The sequence below is a fragment of the Escherichia sp. MOD1-EC4550 genome (assembly GCF_963876935.1).
GTDB classification, from domain to species: domain Bacteria; phylum Pseudomonadota; class Gammaproteobacteria; order Enterobacterales; family Enterobacteriaceae; genus Escherichia; species Escherichia coli_F.
Window position 1 is genome coordinate 57,456 of record NZ_CAWNSE010000023.1, and the last position, 22,936, is coordinate 80,391.

15 protein-coding genes are annotated in these 22,936 nt (G+C 50.2%); 12 read left to right on the top strand and 3 right to left on the bottom strand.

All coding sequences use genetic code 11. The annotated features are described in order from the left end of the window. Positions 1-36: 36 nt before the first annotated feature. Positions 37-1,815 carry a sigma-54 interaction domain-containing protein gene (locus AACU19_RS16420; RefSeq protein WP_000417775.1) on the bottom strand — a complete coding sequence of 593 codons (1,779 nt, stop codon included), beginning with the start codon at positions 1,813-1,815 and terminating at the stop codon, positions 37-39. A 478-nt stretch (positions 1,816-2,293) separates the two neighbouring features. Here AACU19_RS16420 and ygeW point away from each other — a divergent pair, with 478 nt between their 5' ends. From ygeW to arcC, 5 genes are read left to right on the top strand one after another with little or no spacing between them, the layout of a single operon-like run. Further along, positions 2,294-3,481 (top strand): knotted carbamoyltransferase YgeW, encoded by a 1,188-nt coding sequence (gene ygeW / locus AACU19_RS16425; protein WP_001360948.1) that lies wholly within the window; start codon positions 2,294-2,296, stop codon positions 3,479-3,481. A 58-nt stretch (positions 3,482-3,539) separates the two neighbouring features. Continuing rightward, on the top strand, positions 3,540-4,736 hold the full coding sequence (gene dpaL / locus AACU19_RS16430) for a diaminopropionate ammonia-lyase (RefSeq protein WP_000110494.1): 1,197 nt from the start codon (positions 3,540-3,542) through the stop codon (positions 4,734-4,736). A gap of 57 nt (positions 4,737-4,793) precedes the next feature. Continuing rightward, entirely contained in the window at positions 4,794-6,005 is a 1,212-nt protein-coding gene (locus AACU19_RS16435) for a YgeY family selenium metabolism-linked hydrolase (RefSeq protein WP_001107125.1), read from the top strand. 52 nt (positions 6,006-6,057) lie between these two features. Further along, entirely contained in the window at positions 6,058-7,443 is a 1,386-nt protein-coding gene (gene hyuA / locus AACU19_RS16440) for a D-phenylhydantoinase (protein ID WP_001352961.1), read from the top strand. Between the two features lie 47 nt (positions 7,444-7,490). Next, positions 7,491-8,423, top strand: a complete 933-nt coding sequence (gene arcC, locus AACU19_RS16445) for a carbamate kinase (RefSeq protein WP_000037992.1) — start codon at positions 7,491-7,493, stop codon at positions 8,421-8,423. A gap of 40 nt (positions 8,424-8,463) precedes the next feature. Here arcC and yqeB read toward each other — a convergent pair whose 3' ends face one another. Both yqeB and yqeC read right to left on the bottom strand, forming a co-directional pair. Continuing rightward, positions 8,464-10,089 (bottom strand): selenium-dependent molybdenum cofactor biosynthesis protein YqeB, encoded by a 1,626-nt coding sequence (gene yqeB, locus AACU19_RS16450; protein WP_001020405.1) that lies wholly within the window; start codon positions 10,087-10,089, stop codon positions 8,464-8,466. Between the two features lie 47 nt (positions 10,090-10,136). Next, positions 10,137-10,907, bottom strand: a complete 771-nt coding sequence (yqeC, locus tag AACU19_RS16455; protein ID WP_001364452.1) for a selenium cofactor biosynthesis protein YqeC — start codon at positions 10,905-10,907, stop codon at positions 10,137-10,139. A 102-nt stretch (positions 10,908-11,009) separates the two neighbouring features. On the opposite strand from yqeC, the gene mocA reads away from it, so the two are divergent. From mocA to guaD, 7 genes are all read left to right on the top strand, one after another. Further along, complete coding sequence (gene mocA / locus AACU19_RS16460) at positions 11,010-11,588, top strand: molybdenum cofactor cytidylyltransferase (RefSeq protein WP_032185058.1); 579 nt, start codon at positions 11,010-11,012, stop codon at positions 11,586-11,588. Between the two features lie 321 nt (positions 11,589-11,909). After that, positions 11,910-15,008, top strand: a complete 3,099-nt coding sequence (ygfK, locus tag AACU19_RS16465; protein ID WP_105278294.1) for a putative selenate reductase subunit YgfK — start codon at positions 11,910-11,912, stop codon at positions 15,006-15,008. Positions 15,009-15,010: 2 nt separating this feature from the next. After that, positions 15,011-16,339: a putative aminohydrolase SsnA gene (gene ssnA / locus AACU19_RS16470; protein ID WP_088541706.1), complete on the top strand. Its 1,329-nt coding sequence runs from the start codon at positions 15,011-15,013 to the stop codon at positions 16,337-16,339. Between the two features lie 50 nt (positions 16,340-16,389). Further along, complete coding sequence (gene ygfM, locus AACU19_RS16475; protein WP_000572477.1) at positions 16,390-17,169, top strand: molybdopterin-dependent oxidoreductase FAD-binding subunit; 780 nt, start codon at positions 16,390-16,392, stop codon at positions 17,167-17,169. Continuing rightward, a complete protein-coding gene (locus tag AACU19_RS16480) occupies positions 17,166-20,036 on the top strand; it encodes a molybdopterin-dependent oxidoreductase Mo/Fe-S-binding subunit (RefSeq protein ID WP_105278295.1) in 2,871 nt (956 codons plus the stop codon). The genes ygfM and AACU19_RS16480 overlap by 4 nt, the downstream gene beginning before the upstream one ends. A gap of 165 nt (positions 20,037-20,201) precedes the next feature. Beyond that, the gene (xanQ, locus tag AACU19_RS16485; RefSeq protein ID WP_001280192.1) at positions 20,202-21,602 is read left to right on the top strand and encodes a xanthine/proton symporter XanQ; all 1,401 of its coding nucleotides are present in this window, start codon (positions 20,202-20,204) and stop codon (positions 21,600-21,602) included. Between the two features lie 17 nt (positions 21,603-21,619). Beyond that, positions 21,620-22,936: a guanine deaminase gene (guaD, locus tag AACU19_RS16490; protein ID WP_001352959.1), complete on the top strand. Its 1,317-nt coding sequence runs from the start codon at positions 21,620-21,622 to the stop codon at positions 22,934-22,936.

A 22,936-nucleotide genomic window follows, 5' to 3' on the forward strand; every position in this document is an offset into this window, starting at 1 on the left:
GATATCCGGCCTGAACTCAGGCCGGATTTACTGAGGTTATGCGTTTAACAACTCATATTTCTTTATCTTGCGATAGAGCGTAGCAATGCCGATACCCAGTTCATCAGCAACTTGCTTCTTGCTGTTATGACGTGAAAGCGCCTCGCGGATCATTTGCTTTTCCATCTCCTCCAGCGCCGTGCCGCCCGCATCATCGAGTGCCAAGTGCGCCTCGCTGACCTCTGTTACATCACTTTGCTCCGTTGTGCCATTATTCAGCAAATTTGGCGGCAATAGCGTGCTGTCGATAACTTCACCTGAAGGAACAACGTTAACCAGATATTCCATTAAATTGCTTAACTCGCGCAGGTTTCCGGGCCAACGATGCTTACGCAATATCTCGACGACATCGGGAGCAATACCCGGATAAACCGATCCCAGACGACGGGTATGCAGATGTAAAAAGTAATGTACCAGCAGTTCAATATCTTCCTGACGTTCACGCAGCGGTGGAAGAGTGATCGGGATAACATTAAGTCGGTAGAAGAGATCTTCGCGGAATTTACCTTCGGCAATGAACTGGGCCAAATTCTGGTTAGTTGCAGAAATGATACGGATGTCGACCTGAATTGGGCTACTGGCACCAATCGGCAGTATTTCACGCGCCTCAATAGCGCGCAGTAATTTAGCCTGCAACATTAACGGCATATCACCAATTTCATCGAGAAACAGCGTGCCCGTATTCGCCGCCTGAATCAACCCTGTTTTACCGTTGGCTGAAGCGCCAGTAAATGCGCCTTTAACATAACCGAATAGTTCGCTCTCCAGAAGTTGTTCAGGAATCGCGGCACAGTTGATAGCAATAAAGGGTTTATTTCGTCTTCCACTCAACTTATGGATTGCACGCGCGACGACTTCTTTACCCGTGCCGCTTTCACCAACCACCATAACGCTGGATGGGCTGGGTGCAATACGGCTAATGAGTCGTTTTAATTGCCGCATAACACGGCACTCGCCAACCAATTGTTCAATATGCGGTTCATCAGGTGCATTTGCTACAGAAAAACTGGTATGCGATTGGTGAAACGCCATTAAAAATAATTGTCTGCCCTGAATGTTATGCAATTGACCAATGATTAATTCACTTTTATCGTCCCACGAAACAATATGTTGCATATGCCCGTGGGTAAAATTACTCTCAAATGTTAATGGTCTGAAACGGATAGGTTTCCCAATAATATTATTTTGCACAACACCGAGTGTTTTTAAGGCAGTCTGATTAACAAACTGAACCCGATTTTCGTCATCAACAACTAAAACGCCCTGATCCATATTATCGATCATGGTCGCGAATATTTTACTGATGTTATCTCCTGGCCCCTGATCCTCCAGAAGTTTCGAAACAAAAATGGTGGATATATGGCGAACGTAATCAGAAAACTCGCGTAAATTATCACTGATATGTTCTTGTTGCTCGTGGGTAACTGCAATCAAACTTATCACCCCAACACAACGATCCTGTAAAATGACAGGCGTACCCAGAAATGCTTTTTCGCGACAATTATCTTTATTATCGCAACCTTCGCAAAGGGGATCGAAGCGAGACTGTGTCACAACTTTTTCAGTTTTCGTTTCCAGGACATGGCGGAGCAGGCGTGAGTTGCCGCTCAACTGGCGGCCAAGAAACTTCCCATACGCGCCCGTTCCGGCGACGCGACACAAGTTTTCATCAACGATCTCAACCTCAAGCTGCAAAACGCTGGCAAGCATTCTGGCAAAACGCTGAATTGTCGGTTGAATTTGCATCAATACTGACTGCGTAGTAGCAAGCTCCATAGCTTTACCTTCCAGACTTACTTAAAAGTCGATCATTGAAGACGTTGATGGTTCACAGATCATCATGATATTAACTCAGGCGAAATTGGCTTTGATAAAAACATAAGGTTTTTATCACTTTCTAATGAAATTATGGAAGAGATATCACATTTCTATATCAATATGAGAATTACAGCGGTGAGTTTATCAAACTGACGAGGGATAGCCTGCCCCTTTATCTTATTTCTGATACTTAGCAGCAAATAAACAACGCAATAAAAAAAGCCAAACGTTTTCGTATTTTACACACAACCGGAAGCTGGCATCAATTTGTGATCTACACCACACATTACCCGTCAAATTAGTCTTTTATAGCCGCGTGGATAATTCTGGCACACTTATTGTTAGTCCCTGGTATAGCTGTGAAAACACCAATCACTTTGGCAAGTCACAGTGAAAAAAACCACTTTGCCTGTCATTCCACTACCGGGACTTTATGATGAAAACTGTTAATGAGCTGATTAAGGATATCAATTCGCTGACCTCTCACCTTCACGAGAAAGATTTTTTGTTAACGTGGGAACAGACGCCTGACGAACTGAAACAAGTACTGGACGTTGCCGCAGCATTAAAAGCACTGCGTGCTGAAAACATCTCAACCAAAGTCTTTAATAGTGGATTAGGTATTTCCGTATTCCGCGACAACTCCACCCGTACCCGCTTCTCTTATGCTTCCGCGCTTAACCTGCTCGGCCTTGCACAGCAAGATCTCGACGAAGGCAAATCACAAATCGCTCACGGCGAAACCGTACGTGAAACCGCCAATATGATCTCCTTCTGCGCCGACGCTATTGGTATTCGTGACGATATGTATCTGGGCGCAGGTAACGCCTATATGCGTGAAGTTGGCGCTGCGCTTGATGACGGCTACAAGCAGGGCGTGCTTCCACAGCGTCCGGCTTTAGTGAACCTACAATGCGATATCGACCATCCGACTCAGTCAATGGCTGACCTGGCATGGTTGCGTGAACACTTTGGTTCGCTCGAAAACCTGAAAGGTAAAAAAATCGCCATGACCTGGGCATACTCACCAAGCTACGGCAAACCGCTCTCTGTACCGCAAGGCATTATCGGCCTGATGACCCGCTTCGGTATGGATGTCACCCTGGCCCATCCGGAAGGCTACGATTTGATCCCGGATGTAGTTGAAGTAGCTAAAAATAATGCTAAAGCCTCTGGCGGTAGCTTCCGTCAGGTCACCAGCATGGAAGAAGCCTTCAAAGACGCAGACATCGTTTATCCGAAGTCATGGGCACCTTACAAAGTGATGGAAGAGCGTACTGAACTGCTGCGTGCGAACGATCACGAAGGCTTAAAAGCACTGGAAAAACAGTGTCTGGCACAGAACGCGCAACACAAAGACTGGCATTGCACTGAAGAGATGATGGAACTGACCCGTGATGGCGAAGCCCTGTACATGCACTGCCTGCCAGCAGATATCAGTGGCGTATCCTGCAAAGAAGGTGAAGTCACTGAAGGCGTATTCGAAAAATACCGTATCGCTACCTACAAAGAAGCCAGCTGGAAGCCATACATCATCGCAGCAATGATCCTTTCCCGTAAATATTCCAAACCAGGCGCACTGCTCGAACAACTGCTGAAAGAAGCGCAAGAACGCGTGAAATAACCCCCTCGGGCCGATCGACAGGTCGGCTCTCTATTTCCAGAGGCCAAAAGGATAGGATATGTCCGTTTTCTCATTGAAGATTGATATCGCCGATAACAAATTTTTCAACGGCGAAACATCACCGCTCTTTTCGCAAAGCCAGGCAAAACTGGCGCGCCAGTTCCACCAGAAAATTGCTGGCTATCGCCCAACACCACTTTGCGCGCTGGACGATCTCGCAAACCTTTTTGGGGTGAAAAAAATTCTCGTTAAGGACGAATCAAAACGATTCGGTCTGAACGCATTCAAAATGCTCGGCGGCGCATATGCCATCGCTCAGTTGTTGTGCGAAAAATATCATCTTGATATCGAAACACTGTCATTCGAGCATCTGAAAAATGCCATCGGCGAAAAAATGACATTTGCTACAACGACCGACGGCAACCACGGGCGCGGTGTTGCCTGGGCAGCACAGCAACTCGGTCAGAACGCGGTAATTTACATGCCGAAAGGTTCCGCTCAGGAACGCGTTGACGCCATTCTGAACCTCGGAGCCGAGTGCATCGTCACCGATATGAACTATGACGATACCGTTCGCCTGACCATGCAACACGCGCAGCAGCACGGCTGGGAAGTGGTGCAAGATACCGCCTGGGAAGGTTACACCAAAATCCCAACCTGGATCATGCAGGGCTATGCCACTCTGGCAGATGAAGCCGTAGAGCAAATGCGTGAAATGGGTGTAACCCCGACGCACGTTCTGCTGCAAGCCGGTGTCGGCGCGATGGCCGGCGGCGTACTGGGTTATCTGGTCGACGTCTACAGCCCGCAAAATCTGCACAGCATTATTGTTGAACCTGACAAAGCTGACTGTATCTATCGTTCTGGTGTCAAAGGCGACATCGTCAACGTTGGCGGCGATATGGCCACTATCATGGCGGGCCTGGCCTGCGGCGAACCTAACCCACTGGGCTGGGAAATCCTACGTAACTGCGCCACCCAATTCATCTCCTGCCAGGACAGCGTTGCCGCATTAGGTATGCGCGTGCTGGGTAATCCGTACGGCAACGACCCGCGCATCATCTCCGGTGAATCCGGCGCTGTCGGTTTAGGCGTTCTCGCGGCGGTTCATTATCACCCGCAACGTCAAAGCCTGATGGAAAAACTGGCGCTGAACAAAGATGCAGTGGTGCTGGTTATCAGCACTGAAGGCGACACCGACGTGAAGCACTACCGCGAAGTTGTCTGGGAAGGCAAACACTCTGTAGCACCTTAATCACCCTATTGGAACTGCTCCCCGCAAAACGGGGAGTAAAAAATCTGGAGAAAAATAATGGCTAAGAATATTCCATTCAAACTGATTCTTGAAAAAGCAAAAGATTACCAGGCAGACATGACTCGCTTCCTGCGCGACATGGTTGCGATCCCCAGCGAAAGCTGCGACGAAAAACGCGTAGTGCATCGTATTAAAGAAGAGATGGAAAAAGTCGGCTTCGATAAAGTTGAAATCGACCCGATGGGCAACGTGCTCGGTTATATCGGTCACGGCCCGCGGCTGGTGGCGATGGACGCGCATATCGACACCGTCGGCATTGGCAACATCAAAAACTGGGACTTCGATCCGTACGAAGGCATGGAAACTGATGAGCTGATCGGCGGCCGTGGTACTTCCGACCAGGAAGGCGGCATGGCATCTATGGTTTATGCCGGTAAAATCATTAAAGACCTCGGTCTGGAAGATGAATACACCCTGCTGGTCACCGGCACTGTGCAGGAAGAAGACTGCGACGGTCTGTGCTGGCAGTACATTATTGAACAATCTGGCATTCGCCCGGAATTTGTGGTCAGTACCGAACCAACCGACTGCCAGGTATATCGTGGTCAACGCGGTCGTATGGAAATTCGCATTGATGTTCAGGGCGTTAGCTGCCACGGCTCTGCGCCAGAACGCGGTGATAACGCCATTTTCAAAATGGGTCCGATTCTTGGCGAATTGCAGGAACTCTCCCAGCGCCTGGGCTATGACGAATTCCTCGGCAAAGGCACCCTCACCGTTTCTGAAATCTTCTTCACATCTCCAAGCCGTTGCGCTGTAGCAGACAGCTGCGCAGTTTCAATTGACCGTCGTCTGACCTGGGGCGAAACCTGGGAAGGCGCGCTGGACGAAATCCGCGCCCTGCCTGCGGTACAGAAAGCTAACGCGGTTGTTTCTATGTACAACTACGACCGTCCGTCCTGGACTGGCCTGGTTTACCCAACCGAATGCTACTTCCCGACCTGGAAAGTGGAAGAAGATCACTTCACTGTTAAAGCACTGGTGAATGCCTACGAAGGGCTGTTTGGCAAAGCGCCGGTTGTTGATAAGTGGACCTTCTCAACTAACGGCGTCTCCATCATGGGTCGTCACGGCATTCCGGTGATCGGTTTTGGCCCTGGTAAAGAACCTGAAGCGCACGCACCTAACGAAAAAACCTGGAAATCTCACCTGGTGACCTGTGCCGCTATGTACGCTGCAATCCCGTTAAGCTGGCTGGCAACCGAATAATTATTCTTCACTTATTCCCCTCCGGTTCGCCGGAGGGTTTTTGGAGTTTGCTATGCGCGTATTGATCAAAAACGGCACTATCGTTAACGCAGATGGACAAGCCAAACAGGATTTGCTGATTGAAAGCGGGATTGTTCGCCAGTTGGGCACCGATATTTCGCCGCAGCTCCCTTATGAAGAAATTGATGCTACTGGCTGTTACGTTTTCCCTGGCGGCGTAGATGTCCATACACACTTCAATATTGATGTCGGCATCGCGCGCAGTTGTGATGATTTTTTTACCGGTACCCGTGCAGCTGCGTGTGGCGGTACAACAACCATTATTGACCATATGGGATTTGGACCAAATGGCTGCCGATTACGCCATCAACTGGAAGTTTATCGTGGTTATGCCGCCCATAAAGCGGTTATTGACTACAGCTTTCACGGTGTTATCCAGCACATTAATCACGCCATCCTCGACGAAATTCCGATGATGGTCGAAGAAGGACTGAGCAGTTTTAAACTCTATTTAACCTATCAATACAAACTCAACGATGACGAGGTTTTGCAGGCGTTACGCCGCTTGCATGAGTCCGGCGCGCTGACCACCGTGCACCCGGAAAATGATGCAGCTATCGCCAGCAAGCGGGCGGAGTTTATCGCCGCAGGGTTAACCGCGCCGCGCTATCACGCCTTGAGTCGCCCTCTGGAATGCGAAGCGGAAGCCATCGCACGCATGATTAACCTGGCACAAATTGCCGGTAACGCCCCGCTCTATATCGTCCACCTCTCTAACGGCTTAGGTCTGGATTATCTGCGTCTTGCCCGCGCGAATCACCAGCCAGTCTGGGTTGAAACCTGCCCGCAATATCTCCTGCTGGACGAACGCAGTTACGATACAGAAGACGGCATGAAGTTCATTCTTAGCCCACCACTGCGTAACGTGCGTGAGCAGGACAAACTGTGGTGTGGCATTAGTGATGGTGCGATTGACGTGGTGGCGACCGATCACTGCACCTTCTCGATGGCTCAACGCCTGCAAATTTCTAAAGGCGATTTCAGCCGCTGCCCAAATGGCTTGCCCGGTGTGGAAAACCGCATGCAGTTGCTGTTCTCCAGTGGCGTGATGACGGGACGTATCACACCGGAGCGTTTTGTTGAATTGACCAGTGCGATGCCCGCCAGGCTATTTGGCCTGTGGCCACAAAAAGGATTATTAGCGCCCGGCTCAGATGGTGATGTGGTAATTATCGACCCACGTCAGAGTCAACAAATTCAACACCGCCATCTCCACGACAACGCCGACTACTCGCCCTGGGAGGGTTTTACCTGTCAGGGCGCAATTGTCAGAACATTATCCCGTGGTGAAACGATTTTCTGTGACGGCACCTTTACAGGTAAAGCCGGGCGAGGTCGTTTCCTGCGACGCAAACCGTTTGTCCCTCCCGTGCTCTAACCACTGCCAGGGATCTATACACAATCAAGAATGATGAGTGAGGAAAAATGAGTAAGAAAATTGTTCTCGCCCTGGGCGGGAATGCGCTGGGCGACGATCTAGCCGGACAAATGAAAGCGGTAAAAATTACGTCTCAGGCAATTGTTGATTTAATTGCCCAGGGACATGAGGTCATCGTCACTCATGGTAACGGGCCGCAGGTAGGCATGATTAACCAGGCCTTTGAAGCCGCGGCAAAAACTGAAGCGCACTCGCCAATGCTGCCGATGTCTGTCTGTGTTGCCTTAAGCCAGGGTTATATTGGTTACGATCTACAAAACGCCTTAAGAGAAGAACTGCTTTCTCGTGGCATTAATAAACCTGTAGCAACGCTGGTTACCCAGGTCGAAGTCGACGCTAACGATCCGGCATTCCTCAACCCGACCAAGCCGATCGGTTCGTTCTTTACCGAGCAGGAAGCAGAGCAACTGACAAAACAGGGTTACACTCTGAAAGAAGATGCTGGTCGCGGCTATCGCCGTGTTGTTGCCTCGCCAAAACCGGTTGATATCATTGAAAAAGAAACGGTTAAAGCTCTGGTAGATGCAGGCCAGGTAGTGATCACCGTTGGCGGTGGTGGTATTCCTGTTATTCGTGAAGGTAACCATCTGCGTGGTGCCAGCGCGGTTATTGATAAAGACTGGGCCAGCGCCCGTTTAGCAGAAATGATTGATGCCGATATGCTGATCATTCTGACTGCGGTAGAAAAAGTGGCCATTAACTTCGGTAAAGAGAACGAACAGTGGCTCGATCGCCTGTCATTAAGTGATGCTGAACGCTTTATCGAAGAAGGTCATTTTGCGAAAGGTTCTATGCTGCCTAAAGTGGAAGCAGCCGCCTCGTTTGCTCGCTCTCGCGCTGGACGCGAAGCACTGATTACCGTATTGAGCAAAGCGAAAGAAGGGATTGAAGGCAAAACCGGAACGGTGATTTGTCAGTAATTTAAAGGCCGGGTGGGTAATACCATCCGGCCATTTTCATTTAAGCCACTTCCAGCACTTCTTTTGTCGCTTTAACGCCCTGATGCATCAACATCATTAACGCCTCAAGTACGCCGCCGCCAATTGCCCGGGCTTTATCAGAAACGCTGGTGAAATCAGCCGTTTCACCACGTGGATCGATATCACCAATTTTAAAACCACCGACCACCGCCAGTCCGTCGTTCAACAAGCCACGCACCATCCCCGTCAACGGTGCTTTAATTTCATGCTCACCAATCCAGGCAATCACATCGCCCTCTTTCACCAGATCGCCTAATTTCACGTTGGATCGCATAATGCCTGCAGCAGGAGCACGGATCACCCGTCGGGTGGTATGCCCCATAATATTGCCGGGAACACCGGTATTCTCCTGCGCACAACCAGAGTAAATCACCTGACCGAGCCAGTGCCCGCGATTTGTTTCAATTACCGCATGGCAATCCTTCCCAGCAGTAAAGCCCGGCCCAAGCGCGATTGTTACTGGTGCCATATCTGCCCGCGTACCCAAATTCTGTTTCGCCAGAATAGCGTCCACCACGCAAAGCGGTTTCAGTTCATCAAGCAATGAACAGGCGGGATCTACCATCACAGGGATGAATCCGCGTTCGGTAAGTTTCATCGCTTCCGCAGAGCTGGTTGCCAGGCGGGCAGTGACGCCTTCGACCGTCATTTCGCCATCGAACACGGCCTGGGCAAACGCCACGGTACAACGAATCACTGTCGGTTTTTCCACTTCCAGCATGATCACTTTAAAACCCGCATGATACAGACGTAGCGCCACACCACTGGCGATATCCCCCGCACCGCGAATCACCACCAGCTGGTGTCCGGAAGGATGAGAAGGTTTCATCATCAGCCCACCCGGCGCGTTATTTTTCACCTGTAATATTTCTGCCAGCACGCTGATGGCGATCTCCTGCGGCGTTTCCGCACCTATGTTGTAACCAACGGGCGCATGTAAACGGGCAATATGTTCTTCAGCCACGCCTTTCTCACGCAATTGACGTAGGAAAAGCTGAACCTTGCGGCGACTTGCCAGCAACCCCAGCCATGCAATGGGCTGTTCAATGAGTTTGTCGAGGGCTTCACGATCCTGATTATTCGTGGCAATCAGGACAAAATTATCAGGGCGAATATCCAGTGCTTCCACTGCCGCACCAAACGACTCAGCATGGAGAAGCGTGGTTGATGGTGGGAATAATTCAGGATTAAGGCTTTCGCGATAAATATCGGCAACGGCAATATCAAATCCTAATAGCGCCGCACTCTGGGCTATCGCCCGGTTGACATGCCCCGCGCCAATCAACACCAGACGAGGACGCATACCATGGACGCTGATAAACACGGACATTGCACCTCCACAATCTGACCCGACAGCATCCACACCGTTACGAGCCATACGTCCATGGAATAATCGCGGCTTACGTTCCTGCAATGCCTGAAGCGACTCTTCAATCACCTTCCGCTCAACCATTCCACCACCAATTGTACCGACGATAGAACCATCGGCGCGCACTAACATTTGTGCAGAATGGCGGGGAGTCGAGCCTCGGCTATCAACAATTTGCGCCATCGCAAACGGACAATTTTGCTCTTCAAGTTTTGCAGCCTCTGTGAAAATATTCATACCAACCTCAATGGATATCCTTTCAGTAACCCGGAATACCCGGGCCGCTAATTCACAAATCTGCGCGCGATTGCAGGATGTTCTTGTATATCGCCCAGCCAGATTGCCTCTACGTCGTGTTGTTGCAGCGGTTGAAGGAGCTCGCTTTGCGCAATCGCATTCTCACATTGAGAAAAACGGTTAATGAACCAGACTCGCCGACAACCTTGCGGTACGTTTTTAAATGCGCCCTGAGGGTGGCGAACCAGCGCAACGAGATCGCTCAGTTGCAAGGTTGCATCAGGTGTTAACCCGGTAATATCAGCAAACTGCGACCAGCGATGGACATTTTCTGTGCTCACTTTCGCACCCAAAATATGTCCTCCCATCACAGCAATCACGCAGCAACTGCTTTTGGGTATGCAAGGTTCGTGCTCATCAGGCGCTTTTAACGGCATTCCACGCGAGCCATCTGCCTCAATGAGAATTACGTCACACTCTGGTCGTTGCACCAGTGCATCAATCGCTTCTGGCATAAATCCCTGCACTTTTCCCTGGTTCGCTTTCCAGCTGTGAAAACAAAATGAAATGGGGGATGTAAGAGACGCATGAGGAAGCATGGCGGGATCACGACAGAAAACCACGGGCCAGTGAGACGTTGGCATAAACATATGTGTCGTTGTAGTGATTAACACACGCCTGCCGCTAGCCTGGAGCAGTTCTACCAGCCAAAAAAGCAAGCTGGTTTTCCCCCCAGCCCCAACAACAGAAATCACAGTGGGACGTTTCTGCGCGCCTAAATCAATGAATAATGCCGATGGGTCAACTATACTTTTCACGAGTCTTTATGACCTCTCTGGGATAAATTATCCCCAACTTAATCCATCAGGAAGTAACGCAATTAACAGGCGTTATTAGCCCCTATTAATAATGGAACCACTATGTCAGCCATCGACTGTATAATTACCGCTGCCGGATTATCATCAAGAATGGGGCAATGGAAAATGATGTTACCCTGGCAAGAGGGAACAATTCTTGATGCAAGTATCAAAAATGCGTTGCAGTTTTGTAGCCGAATTATTTTAGTCACCGGCTATCGTGGTAATGAACTGCACGAACGTTATGCGAACCAGAGTAATATCACTATTATCCACAACCCAAATTATGCGCAGGGTTTACTGACATCAGTAAAGGCCGCAGTACCCGCGGTGCAAACCGAACATTGTTTTCTCACCCACGGTGACATGCCAACCCTCACCATCGATATTTTTAGAAAAATCTGGTCGTTACGTAATGATGGCGCAATACTGCCACTCCATAAAGGTATCCCCGGCCATCCGATTTTAGTGTCAAAGCCATGCCTGATGCAGGCAACCCAGCGACCCAATGTCACCAATATGCGTCAGGCACTCCTTATGGGAGAACATTATTCCGTCGAAATAGAGAATGCAGAAATAATTTTAGATATTGATACTCCGGACGACTTTATTACAGCGCAAAAAAGGTATACTGAAATTTAGAAAACGTAGTTAAACGTTTGCGTTCAAATATTTAAACCATCCAGCCTGCTTTATCATTATGATAAGGAATCACTGATTTTGAGAAAAGAGAAAAAGTGATAAATGGGCTGGTAATAATAATTCCCAGGAGTGATTTTAATTCTCATTTGGCACCTGTGAGTTCATTCACAAAAAGCCCTTAAGTTTCGAGCCGCCTCACATTTTTTTATATTTCCCGCCAAACCTGGCAAGAGTGGTGCGATTGTTGCTCTATCCCCCTAAACCACCGGATTTCTCAACACCGGTCACTCAATGATATCTGTATAAGCTAAGGAGAGGGTTATGGGGGATATTATGCGTCCCATTCCGTTTGAGGAACTTTTGACGCGCATATTTGATGAATACCAACAACAACGCTCAATCTTTGGTATTCCCGAGCAACAGTTTTACTCACCCGTAAAAGGTAAAACTGTTAGCGTCTTCGGTGAAACCTGTGCCACTCCCGTCGGCCCTGCCGCTGGTCCGCACACGCAGCTCGCGCAAAATATTGTCACATCCTGGCTGACTGGCGGACGCTTCATCGAACTAAAAACCGTCCAAATTCTTGACCGCCTGGAGCTGGAAAAGCCCTGTATTGATGCCGAAGACGAGTGCTTTAACACCGAATGGTCTACCGAATTTACCCTGCTTAAAGCCTGGGATGAATACCTCAAAGCCTGGTTTGCTCTGCATCTTCTCGAAGCAATGTTCCAGCCTTCTGATTCCGGTAAATCCTTTATCTTTAATATGAGCGTCGGTTACAACCTCGAAGGTATTAAGCAACCGCCGATGCAACAGTTCATCGATAATATGATGGACGCATCTGACCATCCAAAATTCGCTCAATACCGCGATACGCTTAATAACCTGCTCCAGGATGAGGCATTTTTAGCCCGCCACGGATTGCAGGAAAAACGCGATAGCTTACAGGCCTTACCCGCTCGCATCCCCACTAGCATGGTGCAGGGCGTCACCCTCTCCACGATGCACGGCTGTCCTCCGCATGAAATCGAAGCCATTTGCCGCTACATGCTGGAAGAAAAAGGGCTCAATACCTTTGTGAAACTCAACCCGACCTTACTGGGGTACGCGCGTGTTCGTGAGATCCTCGATGTCTGCGGTTTCGGTTACATAGGCTTAAAAGAAGAGTCATTTGATCACGACCTCAAGCTGACGCAAGCGCTGGAAATGCTGGAACGCCTGATGGCACTGGCAAAAGAAAAATCACTCGGTTTTGGCGTCAAACTGACTAACACTCTCGGCACCATCAACAATAAAGGCGCACTGCCTGGTGAAGAGATGTATATGTCAGGCCGTGCGCTGTTCCCGCTCTCCATCAATGTTGCAGCAGTTCTCTCTCGCGCCTTTGACGGCAAACTGCCCATTTCTTATTCCGGTGGTGCCAGTCAGCTGACTATCCGCGATATTTTTGATACTGGTATTCGCCCTATTACTATGGCAACCGACCTGCTGAAACCTGGCGGCTATCTGCGCTTAAGTGCCTGCATGCGCGAGCTGGAAGGCTCCGACGCCTGGGGGCTTGACCATGTTGACGTCGAACGACTGAACAAACTGGCAGCAGACGCGTTAACCATGGAATACACGCAGAAACACTGGAAGCCAGAAGAGCGTATTGAAGTGGCAGAAGACCTGCCGCTGACCGACTGCTACGTTGCACCGTGCGTTACTGCTTGCGCCATTAAACAGGATATTCCGGAATACATCCGTCTGCTTGGCGAACACCGCTATGCCGACGCACTGGAACTCATCTACCAACGCAACGCCCTGCCCGCCATTACCGGTCATATTTGCGATCACCAGTGCCAATACAACTGTACCCGCCTGGATTACGACAGTGCGCTGAATATCCGCGAACTGAAAAAAGTCGCGCTGGAAAAAGGTTGGGATGAATATAAGCAACGCTGGCACAAACCAGCCGGTTCTGGTTCACGCCATCCGGTTGCCGTGATTGGTGCAGGTCCGGCGGGTCTGGCAGCAGGTTACTTCCTTGCCAGAGCGGGCCATCCGGTTACGCTGTTTGAACGCGAAGCCAATGCGGGCGGCGTGGTGAAAAATATCATTCCTCAGTTCCGTATTCCTGCAGAGTTAATTCAGCACGATATCGATTTTGTTGCCGCTCACGGCGTGAAATTTGAGTATGGCTGCTCACCCGATCTGACCGTTGAACAGTTAAAAAATCAGGGCTTCCACTATGTTCTGATTGCCACCGGCACTGATAAAAATAGCGGTGTGAAATTGGCGGGCGACAACCAAAATGTGTGGAAATCACTCCCCTTCCTGCGTGAATACAACAAAGGCACTACGCTCAAGCTGGGCAAGCATGTGGTCGTTGTCGGGGCGGGTAACACCGCAATGGACTGCGCTCGTGCGGCGTTACGCGTTCCAGGCGTAGAAAAAGCAACGGTCGTTTATCGTCGTTCACTGCAAGAGATGCCCGCATGGCGCGAAGAGTATGAAGAAGCGTTGCACGACGGCGTGGAGTTCCGTTTCCTGAATAATCCGGAACGTTTCGATGCTGATGGCACCTTAACCTTGCGCGTTATGTCGCTTGGCGAACCTGATGAGAAAGGTCGTCGCCGTCCGGTTGAAACCAACGAAACAGTAACACTGCATGTAGACAGCCTGATCACCGCCATTGGCGAACAGCAGGATACTGAAACCCTGAATGCCATGGGCGTGCCGCTGGACAAAAATGGCTGGCCAGACGTCGACCATAATGGCGAAACTCGTCTGACTGACGTCTTTATGATCGGCGACGTACAGCGCGGACCGTCCTCTATCGTTGCAGCTGTCGGAACTGCGCGTCGGGCTACCGATGCCATCCTGAGTCGGGAAAATATCCGTTCCCACCAGAACGATAAATACTGGAACAACGTCAATCCGGCGGAAATCTACCAACGTAAAGGCGATATCTCAGTCACCCTGGTGAACAGCGACGATCGTGATGCGTTTGTCGCTCAGGAAGCTTCTCGCTGTCTTGAATGTAACTACGTTTGCAGCAAGTGTGTGGATGTCTGCCCTAACCGCGCCAATGTCTCAATTGCGGTCCCTGGATTCCAGAACCGTTTCCAGACGCTGCACCTCGACGCTTACTGTAACGAATGCGGCAACTGCGCCCAGTTCTGCCCGTGGAACGGTAAACCATATAAAGACAAAATCACCGTCTTCAGCCTGTCGCAAGACTTTGATAACAGCAGCAACCCAGGCTTCCTTGTGGAAGATTGCCAGGTACGCATACGTCTGAATAACCAAAGCTGGGTGTTAAACATCGACAGCGAAGGTCAGTTCAACAACGTACCACCGGAGCTGAACGATATGTGCCGCATCATTAGCCATGTCCACCAGCATCATCATTATCTGCTGGGCCGCGTGGAGGTGTAATCATGTTGATTCTGAAGAATGTCACCGCAGTGCAGTTACACCCGGCGAAAGTGCAGGAAGGCGTTGATATCGCCATCGAAAATGATGTGATTGTCGCTATCGGCGATGCGCTGACGCAACGCTACCCCGATGCCAACTACAAAGAGATGCATGGTCGGATTGTGATGCCGGGAATTGTCTGCTCGCACAACCATTTTTACTCGGGGCTTTCCCGTGGAATTATGGCAAACATCGCCCCCTGCCCGGATTTCATTTCAACGCTGAAAAATCTCTGGTGGCGGCTCGATCGCGCCCTTGATGAAGAGTCGCTCTATTACAGCGGGCTGATTTGTTCCCTGGAAGCGATTAAGAGCGGCTGTACATCTGTTATCGATCACCATGCCTCTCCGGCGTATATCAGCGGGTCGCTCTCCACATTGCGCAACGCATTTTTAAAAGTTGGCCTGCGTGCGATGACCTGTTTTGAAACCACTGACCGTAACAACGGCATTAAAGAACTACAGGAAGGAGTAGAGGAAAATATCCGCTTCGCCCGTCAGATTGATGATGCGAAGAAAGCGGCAACTGAACCGTATCTGGTAGAGGCTCATATTGGTGCTCACGCGCCGTTTACTGTGCCGGATGCCGGTCTGGAAATGCTGCGTGAGGCCGTGAAAGCCACAGGCCGTGGTTTACATATTCACGCTGCGGAAGACCTTTACGATGTTTCCCATAGTCATCACTGGTACGGCAAAGATCTGCTGGCACGATTAGCGCAATTCGATCTCATCGACAGCAAAACGCTGGTCGCTCATGGGCTTTATCTGTCTAAAGACGACATCGCGTTGCTCAATCAGCGTGATGCATTCCTGGTGCATAACGCCCGTTCAAACATGAACAACCATGTCGGCTACAACCATCATCTTTGCGACATCCGCAATCTGGCGTTGGGTACGGACGGTATTGGTTCAGATATGTTTGAAGAGATGAAATTTGCCTTCTTTAAACATCGCGATGCGGGTGGTCCGCTGTGGCCTGACAGTTTTGCCAAAGCACTGGCTAACGGCAACGAACTGATGAGCCGCAATTTTGGCGCGAAATTTGGCCTTCTGGAAGCCGGTTACAAAGCCGATTTAACCATTTGCGATTACAACTCGCCGACGCCGCTGCTGGCAGACAATATCGCCGGGCATATCGCTTTCGGCATGGGTTCAGGCAGCGTCCACAGCGTGATGGTCAACGGCGTTATGGTCTATGAAGACCGTCAGTTTAACTTCGATTGCGATTCCATTTATGCGCAAGCCCAAAAAGCCGCCGCTGCTATGTGGCGTCGGATGGATGCGCTGGCATAAATGACAGATACCCTCTTCCTTAAAGGAAGAGGGTTAAATAAGGAAAGAAGATGATTGAACAATTTTTCAGGCCCGACTCTGTCGAACAGGCGCTGGAACTGAAGCGCCGCTATCAGGATGAAGCTGTCTGGTTTGCCGGAGGCAGTAAACTCAACGCCACACCAACCCGTACCGATAAAAAGATTGCCATATCCTTACAGGATCTGGAACTGGACTGGGTTGACTGGGATAACGGTGCATTGCGGATTGGCGCGATGTCTCGCTTGCAAACACTGCGTGATGCACGGTTTATTCCTGCAGCACTGCGTGAGGCTCTCGGCTTTGTCTACTCTCGCCATATTCGTAATCAGTCGACCATTGGTGGTGAAATCGCCGCCCGGCAGGAAGAGTCGGTGCTGCTTCCCGTCCTGCTGGCACTGGATGCCGAACTGGTTTTTGGCAACGGTGAAACTCTGTCAATTGAGGAGTACCTGGCCTGCCCATGCGATCGCCTGCTAACCGAAATCATCATTAAAGATCCGTATCGCACCTGTGCGACTCGCAAAATTAGCCGTTCTCAGGCTGGGTTAACGGTAGTAACGGCAGCCGTTGCGTTAACCGATCACGACGGTATGCGAATTGCGTTGGATGGCGTGGCCAGTAAAGCACTGCGTCTGCACGATGTTGAAAAACAAAACTTGGAAGGCGATGCCCTTGAACAGGCTGTCGCCAACGCCATTTTCCCGCAGGAAGATTTGCGGGGCAGCGTGGCCTATAAACGCTATATCACGGGAGTTCTGGTAGCCGACCTTTATGCCGACTGCCAACAGGCTGGGGAGGAAGCCGTATGATCATCCACTTTACATTAAATGGCACGCCCCAGGAGCTAACCGTTAATCCTGGTGAAAACGTGCAAAAGCTGTTGTTTAACATGGGAATGCACTCTGTACGCAACAGCGATGATGGATTCGGTTTTGCCGGTTCTGACGCAATTATCTTTAACGGTAATATCGTCAACGCGTCCTTACTTATTGCCGCACAGATAGAGAAGGCTAATATTCGTACCGCAGAGTCTCTGGGAAAATGGAACGAGTTAAGTCTGGTTCAACAGGCAATGGTTGATGTTGGCGTGGTGCAGTCTGGTTATAACGATCCAGCTGCTGCTCTGATTATCACTGATCTGCTCGAGCGTATCGCCGCACCGACCCGCGAAGAGATCGACGACGCGCTTTCTGGTTTGTTCAGTCGCGATGCAGGCTGGCAACAATACTATCAGGTCATTGAACTGGCGGTTGCACGTAAAAATAACCCGCAGGCCACCATTGATATCGCTCCGACTTTCCGCGATGACCTTGAAGTCATTGGTAAGCATTATCCTAAAACTGATGCCGCAAAAATGGTGCAGGCGAAACCCTGCTATGTTGAAGACCGCGTAACGGCTGACGCCTGCGTCATTAAAATGTTACGTAGCCCTCACGCTCACGCACTGATTACTCATCTGGATGTCAGCAAAGCTGAAGCCTTACCAGGCGTCGTTCACGTTATTACTCATCTGAATTGCCCGGATATCTACTACACCCCGGGTGGTCAGAGCGCACCGGAACCGTCACCGCTTGACCGCCGTATGTTCGGCAAGAAAATGCGTCACGTCGGCGATCGCGTTGCTGCGGTAGTCGCTGAAAGTGAAGAAATTGCGCTCGAAGCACTGAAGCTCATCGACGTTGAATATGAAGTGCTTAAGCCGGTAATGTCGATCGACGAAGCAATGGCGGAAGATGCGCCTGTCGTGCACGATGAACCGGTGGTGTATGTTGCTGGTGCGCCAGATACTCTGGAAGACGATAACAGCCATGCAGCCCAGCGCGGCGAGCATATGATCATCAACTTCCCGATCGGTTCTCGCCCCCGTAAAAATATCGCCGCCAGTATTCATGGTCATATTGGCGATATGGACAAAGGCTTTGCCGATGCCGATGTGATCATTGAGCGAACCTATAACTCAACGCAGGCGCAGCAGTGCCCGACTGAAACTCATATCTGCTTTACCCGTATGGACGGCGATCGTCTGGTTATCCACGCCTCCACCCAGGTACCATGGCACTTACGCCGCCAGGTCGCGCGCCTCGTGGGCATGAAACAACATAAAGTTCATGTCATTAAAGAGCGAGTTGGCGGCGGTTTTGGGTCTAAACAGGACATCCTGCTGGAAGAAGTGTGCGCCTGGGCAACCTGCGTGACCGGGCGTCCGGTACTGTTCCGCTACACTCGTGAAGAAGAGTTTATTGCTAACACCTCTCGTCACGTCGCGAAAGTCACCGTCAAACTGGGGGCAAAGAAAGATGGTCGCCTGACGGCTGTGAAGATGGATTTCCGCGCCAACACAGGCCCTTACGGCAACCACTCACTCACCGTACCGTGTAACGGACCGGCGCTGTCGCTGCCGTTATATCCGTGCGATAACGTCGATTTCCAGGTCACCACCTACTACAGCAACATTTGCCCAAATGGTGCTTATCAGGGTTATGGCGCACCGAAAGGTAACTTCGCTATCACCATGGCATTAGCGGAACTGGCTGAACAGTTACAGATCGACCAACTGGAAATTATCGAACGTAACCGGGTACACGAAGGGCAAGAGCTGAAAATTCTCGGTGCAATCGGTGAAGGTAAAGCGCCGACCTCCGTTCCTTCCGCCGCCAGCTGCGCACTGGAAGAGATCCTGCGTCAGGGTCGCGAGATGATCCAATGGTCTTCACCAAAACCACAAAACGGTGACTGGCACATCGGTCGTGGCGTCGCCATTATCATGCAGAAATCAGGGATCCCGGATATCGATCAGGCTAACTGCATGATCAAACTGGAATCAGACGGTACCTTTATCGTTCATTCTGGCGGTGCGGATATTGGTACTGGTCTGGATACGGTTGTGACGAAACTGGCAGCAGAAGTGCTGCACTGCCCACCGCAGGACGTGCATGTTATCTCCGGTGATACCGATCATGCGTTGTTTGATAAAGGCGCATATGCCTCGTCCGGTACTTGCTTCTCGGGTAACGCGGCGCGTTTGGCAGCGGAAAATCTGCGGGAGAAAATTCTGTTCCACGGCGCGCAAATGTTGGGTGAGCCAGTGGCAGATGTTCAACTAGCAACGCCGGGCGTCGTGCGCGGCAAGAAAGGCGAAGTTAGTTTCGGGGATATTGCCCATAAAGGCGAAACCGGCACCGGTTTTGGTTCACTGGTGGGAACTGCCAGTTATATCACGCCTGATTTCGCCTTCCCGTATGGCGCAAACTTTGCTGAAGTTGCCGTCAACACACGTACGGGTGAAATCCGCCTGGATAAATTCTATGCCTTGCTGGACTGTGGTACACCGGTCAATCCAGAGTTAGCGTTGGGACAAATCTACGGAGCCACCCTGCGTGCTATCGGGCACAGTATGAGCGAAGAAATCATTTATGACGCCGAAGGCCACCCGTTAACGCGTGATTTACGCAGTTACGGCGCACCGAAAATTGGTGACATTCCGCGTGATTTCCGCGCTGTGCTGGTGCCGAGCGACGATAAAGTCGGCCCATTCGGGGCGAAATCAATCTCAGAAATCGGTGTAAATGGCGCAGCTCCGGCGATTGCTACCGCAATTCACGATGCCTGCGGCATCTGGTTACGCGAATGGCATTTCACACCGGAGAAAATACTCACCGCGCTGGAAAAAATATAAATAATAAATGGCCGCTTCGGCGGCCTGTTTCTCTGTTTGAACGATGACTAAATAGTTGACTGCGAAAATGAGATAAGCCGTTCTCAAGGCGTCCTGCGCCCCAAATTCGTGGGAATTTATTTTACTGATTCAGATGATCAAATTTACTTTAAAAGGAGTGAAGGGATGTCTGATATAAACCATGCAGGTTCTGACCTTATATTTGAACTGGAGGATCGCCCTCCCTTTCATCAGGCTCTCGTTGGTGCCATTACCCATCTGTTGGCAATTTTCGTTCCGATGGTAACCCCTGCGTTAATCGTGGGTGCGGCCTTACAGCTTTCCGCTGAAACAACCGCCTATCTTGTTTCTATGGCGATGATCGCCTCTGGTATTGGTACCTGGTTACAGGTAAACCGCTATGGCATCGTCGGTTCTGGCCTACTCTCAATTCAGTCAGTCAATTTTTCATTTGTTACAGTCATGATTGCGCTGGGCAGCAGCATGAAAAGCGATGGTTTTCACGAAGAGTTAATCATGTCGTCGCTTCTCGGCGTCTCCTTCGTTGGCGCATTTCTGGTTGTCGGCTCTTCTTTTATCCTGCCCTATTTACGTCGGGTTATTACACCTACCGTTAGCGGCATTGTGGTGCTGATGATCGGCTTAAGCCTGATTAAAGTCGGCATTATCGATTTTGGTGGAGGATTTGCTGCCAAAAGCAGCGGTACGTTCGGCAATTACGAACATCTCGGCGTTGGTTTATTGGTTTTGATTGTGGTGATCGGCTTTAACTGCTGCCGCAGTCCGTTACTACGCATGGGAGGGATTGCCATTGGGCTATGTGTCGGTTATATCGCGTCGTTATGCCTGGGCATGGTGGATTTCAGCAGTATGCGCAATTTGCCGTTAATCACCATCCCGCATCCGTTCAAATACGGGTTTAGTTTCAGCTTCCATCAGTTCCTGGTGGTCGGCACGATTTATTTGCTTAGCGTGCTGGAAGCTGTCGGTGATATCACCGCCACGGCAATGGTTTCCCGCCGCCCCATCCAGGGAGAAGAGTATCAGTCGCGTCTGAAAGGCGGCGTACTGGCAGATGGCCTGGTTTCGGTTATCGCTTCCGCTGTCGGTTCATTACCGTTAACCACGTTTGCGCAAAATAATGGGGTTATTCAGATGACCGGTGTCGCTTCACGTTATGTCGGGCGAACCATCGCGGTCATGTTGGTTATTCTCGGCTTGTTTCCAATGATTGGCGGCTTCTTCACGACCATTCCCTCGGCAGTTCTGGGAGGCGCAATGACGTTGATGTTTTCCATGATTGCCATCGCTGGGATTCGCATCATCATCACCAACGGATTAAAGCGCCGTGAAACACTTATTGTCGCCACTTCTTTAGGTTTAGGGCTTGGCGTCTCCTACGACCCGGAAATTTTTAAAATATTGCCAGCCTCTATTTATGTATTAGTTGAAAACCCTATTTGTGCTGGTGGATTAACTGCGATTTTATTAAATATTATCCTCCCTGGTGGCTACCGACAGGAAAACGTTCTGCCTGGTATTACCTCAGCGGAAGAGATGGATTAACAGTAAAGGAGTCAATGATGTCAGGAGAACACACGTTAAAAGCGGTACGAGGCAGTTTTATTGATGTCACCCGTACGGTCGATAACCCGGAAGAGATTGCCTCTGCGCTGCGGTTTATTGAGGATGGTTTATTACTCATTAAACAGGGAAAAGTGGAATGGTTTGGCGAATGGGAAGACGGAAAGCATCAAATTCCTGACACCATTCGCGTGCGCGACTATCGCGGCAAACTGGTAGTACCGGGCTTTGTCGATACACATATCCATTATCCGCAAAGTGAAATGGTTGGGGCCTATGGTGAACAATTGTTGGAGTGGTTGAATAAACACACCTTCCCTACTGAACGTCGTTATGAGGATTTAGAGTACGCCCGCGAAATGTCGGCGTTCTTCATCAAGCAGCTTTTACGTAACGGAACCACCACAGCGTTGGTGTTTGGTACCGTTCATCCGCAATCCGTTGATGCGCTGTTTGAAGCCGCTAGTCATATCAATATGCGTATGATTGCCGGTAAGGTGATGATGGACCGCAACGCACCGGATTATCTGCTCGACACTGCCGAAAGCAGCTATCACCAAAGCAAAGAACTGATCGAACGCTGGCACAAAAATGGTCGTCTGTTGTATGCGATTACGCCACGCTTCGCCCCAACCTCATCTCCTGAACAGATGGCGATGGCGCAACGCCTGAAAGAAGAGTATCCCGACACATGGGTACATACCCATCTTTGTGAAAATAAAGATGAAATTGCCTGGGTCAAATCGCTTTATCCTGACCATGATGGTTATCTGGATGTTTACCATCAGTACGGTCTGACAGGTAAAAATTGTGTCTTTGCTCACTGCGTCCATCTCGAAGAGAAAGAGTGGGATCGTCTCAGCGAAACCAAATCCAGCATTGCTTTCTGTCCTACCTCCAACCTTTACCTCGGCAGTGGCTTATTCAACTTGAAAAAAGCATGGCAGAAGAAAGTCAAAGTGGGCATGGGGACTGACATTGGCGCAGGAACAACTTTCAACATGCTGCAAACGCTGAACGAAGCCTACAAAGTGTTGCAATTACAAGGCTATCGCCTCTCGGCATATGAAGCGTTTTACCTTGCCACGCTCGGCGGGGCGAAATCTCTGGGCCTTGACGATTTGATTGGCAACTTTTTACCTGGCAAAGAGGCTGATTTCGTGGTGATGGAACCCACCGCCACCCCGCTACAGCAGCTGCGCTATGACAACTCTGTTTCTTTAGTCGACAAATTGTTCGTGATGATGACGTTGGGCGATGACCGTTCGATCTACCGCACCTACGTTGATGGTCGTCTGGTGTACGAACGCAACTAA

Bases quoted from the DNA above. Each gene is read 5' to 3' on its own strand.
- AACU19_RS16420 (WP_000417775.1), bottom strand. From the start codon at position 1,815: ATGGAGCTTGCTACTACGCAGTCAGTATTGATGCAAATTCAACCGACA.
- ygeW (WP_001360948.1), top strand. From the start codon at position 2,294: ATGAAAACTGTTAATGAGCTGATTAAGGATATCAATTCGCTGACCTCT.
- dpaL (WP_000110494.1), top strand. From the start codon at position 3,540: ATGTCCGTTTTCTCATTGAAGATTGATATCGCCGATAACAAATTTTTC.
- AACU19_RS16435 (WP_001107125.1), top strand. From the start codon at position 4,794: ATGGCTAAGAATATTCCATTCAAACTGATTCTTGAAAAAGCAAAAGAT.
- hyuA (WP_001352961.1), top strand. From the start codon at position 6,058: ATGCGCGTATTGATCAAAAACGGCACTATCGTTAACGCAGATGGACAA.
- arcC (WP_000037992.1), top strand. From the start codon at position 7,491: ATGAGTAAGAAAATTGTTCTCGCCCTGGGCGGGAATGCGCTGGGCGAC.
- yqeB (WP_001020405.1), bottom strand. From the start codon at position 10,089: ATGAATATTTTCACAGAGGCTGCAAAACTTGAAGAGCAAAATTGTCCG.
- mocA (WP_032185058.1), top strand. From the start codon at position 11,010: ATGTCAGCCATCGACTGTATAATTACCGCTGCCGGATTATCATCAAGA.
- ygfK (WP_105278294.1), top strand. From the start codon at position 11,910: ATGGGGGATATTATGCGTCCCATTCCGTTTGAGGAACTTTTGACGCGC.
- ssnA (WP_088541706.1), top strand. From the start codon at position 15,011: ATGTTGATTCTGAAGAATGTCACCGCAGTGCAGTTACACCCGGCGAAA.
- ygfM (WP_000572477.1), top strand. From the start codon at position 16,390: ATGATTGAACAATTTTTCAGGCCCGACTCTGTCGAACAGGCGCTGGAA.
- AACU19_RS16480 (WP_105278295.1), top strand. From the start codon at position 17,166: ATGATCATCCACTTTACATTAAATGGCACGCCCCAGGAGCTAACCGTT.
- xanQ (WP_001280192.1), top strand. From the start codon at position 20,202: ATGTCTGATATAAACCATGCAGGTTCTGACCTTATATTTGAACTGGAG.
- guaD (WP_001352959.1), top strand. From the start codon at position 21,620: ATGTCAGGAGAACACACGTTAAAAGCGGTACGAGGCAGTTTTATTGAT.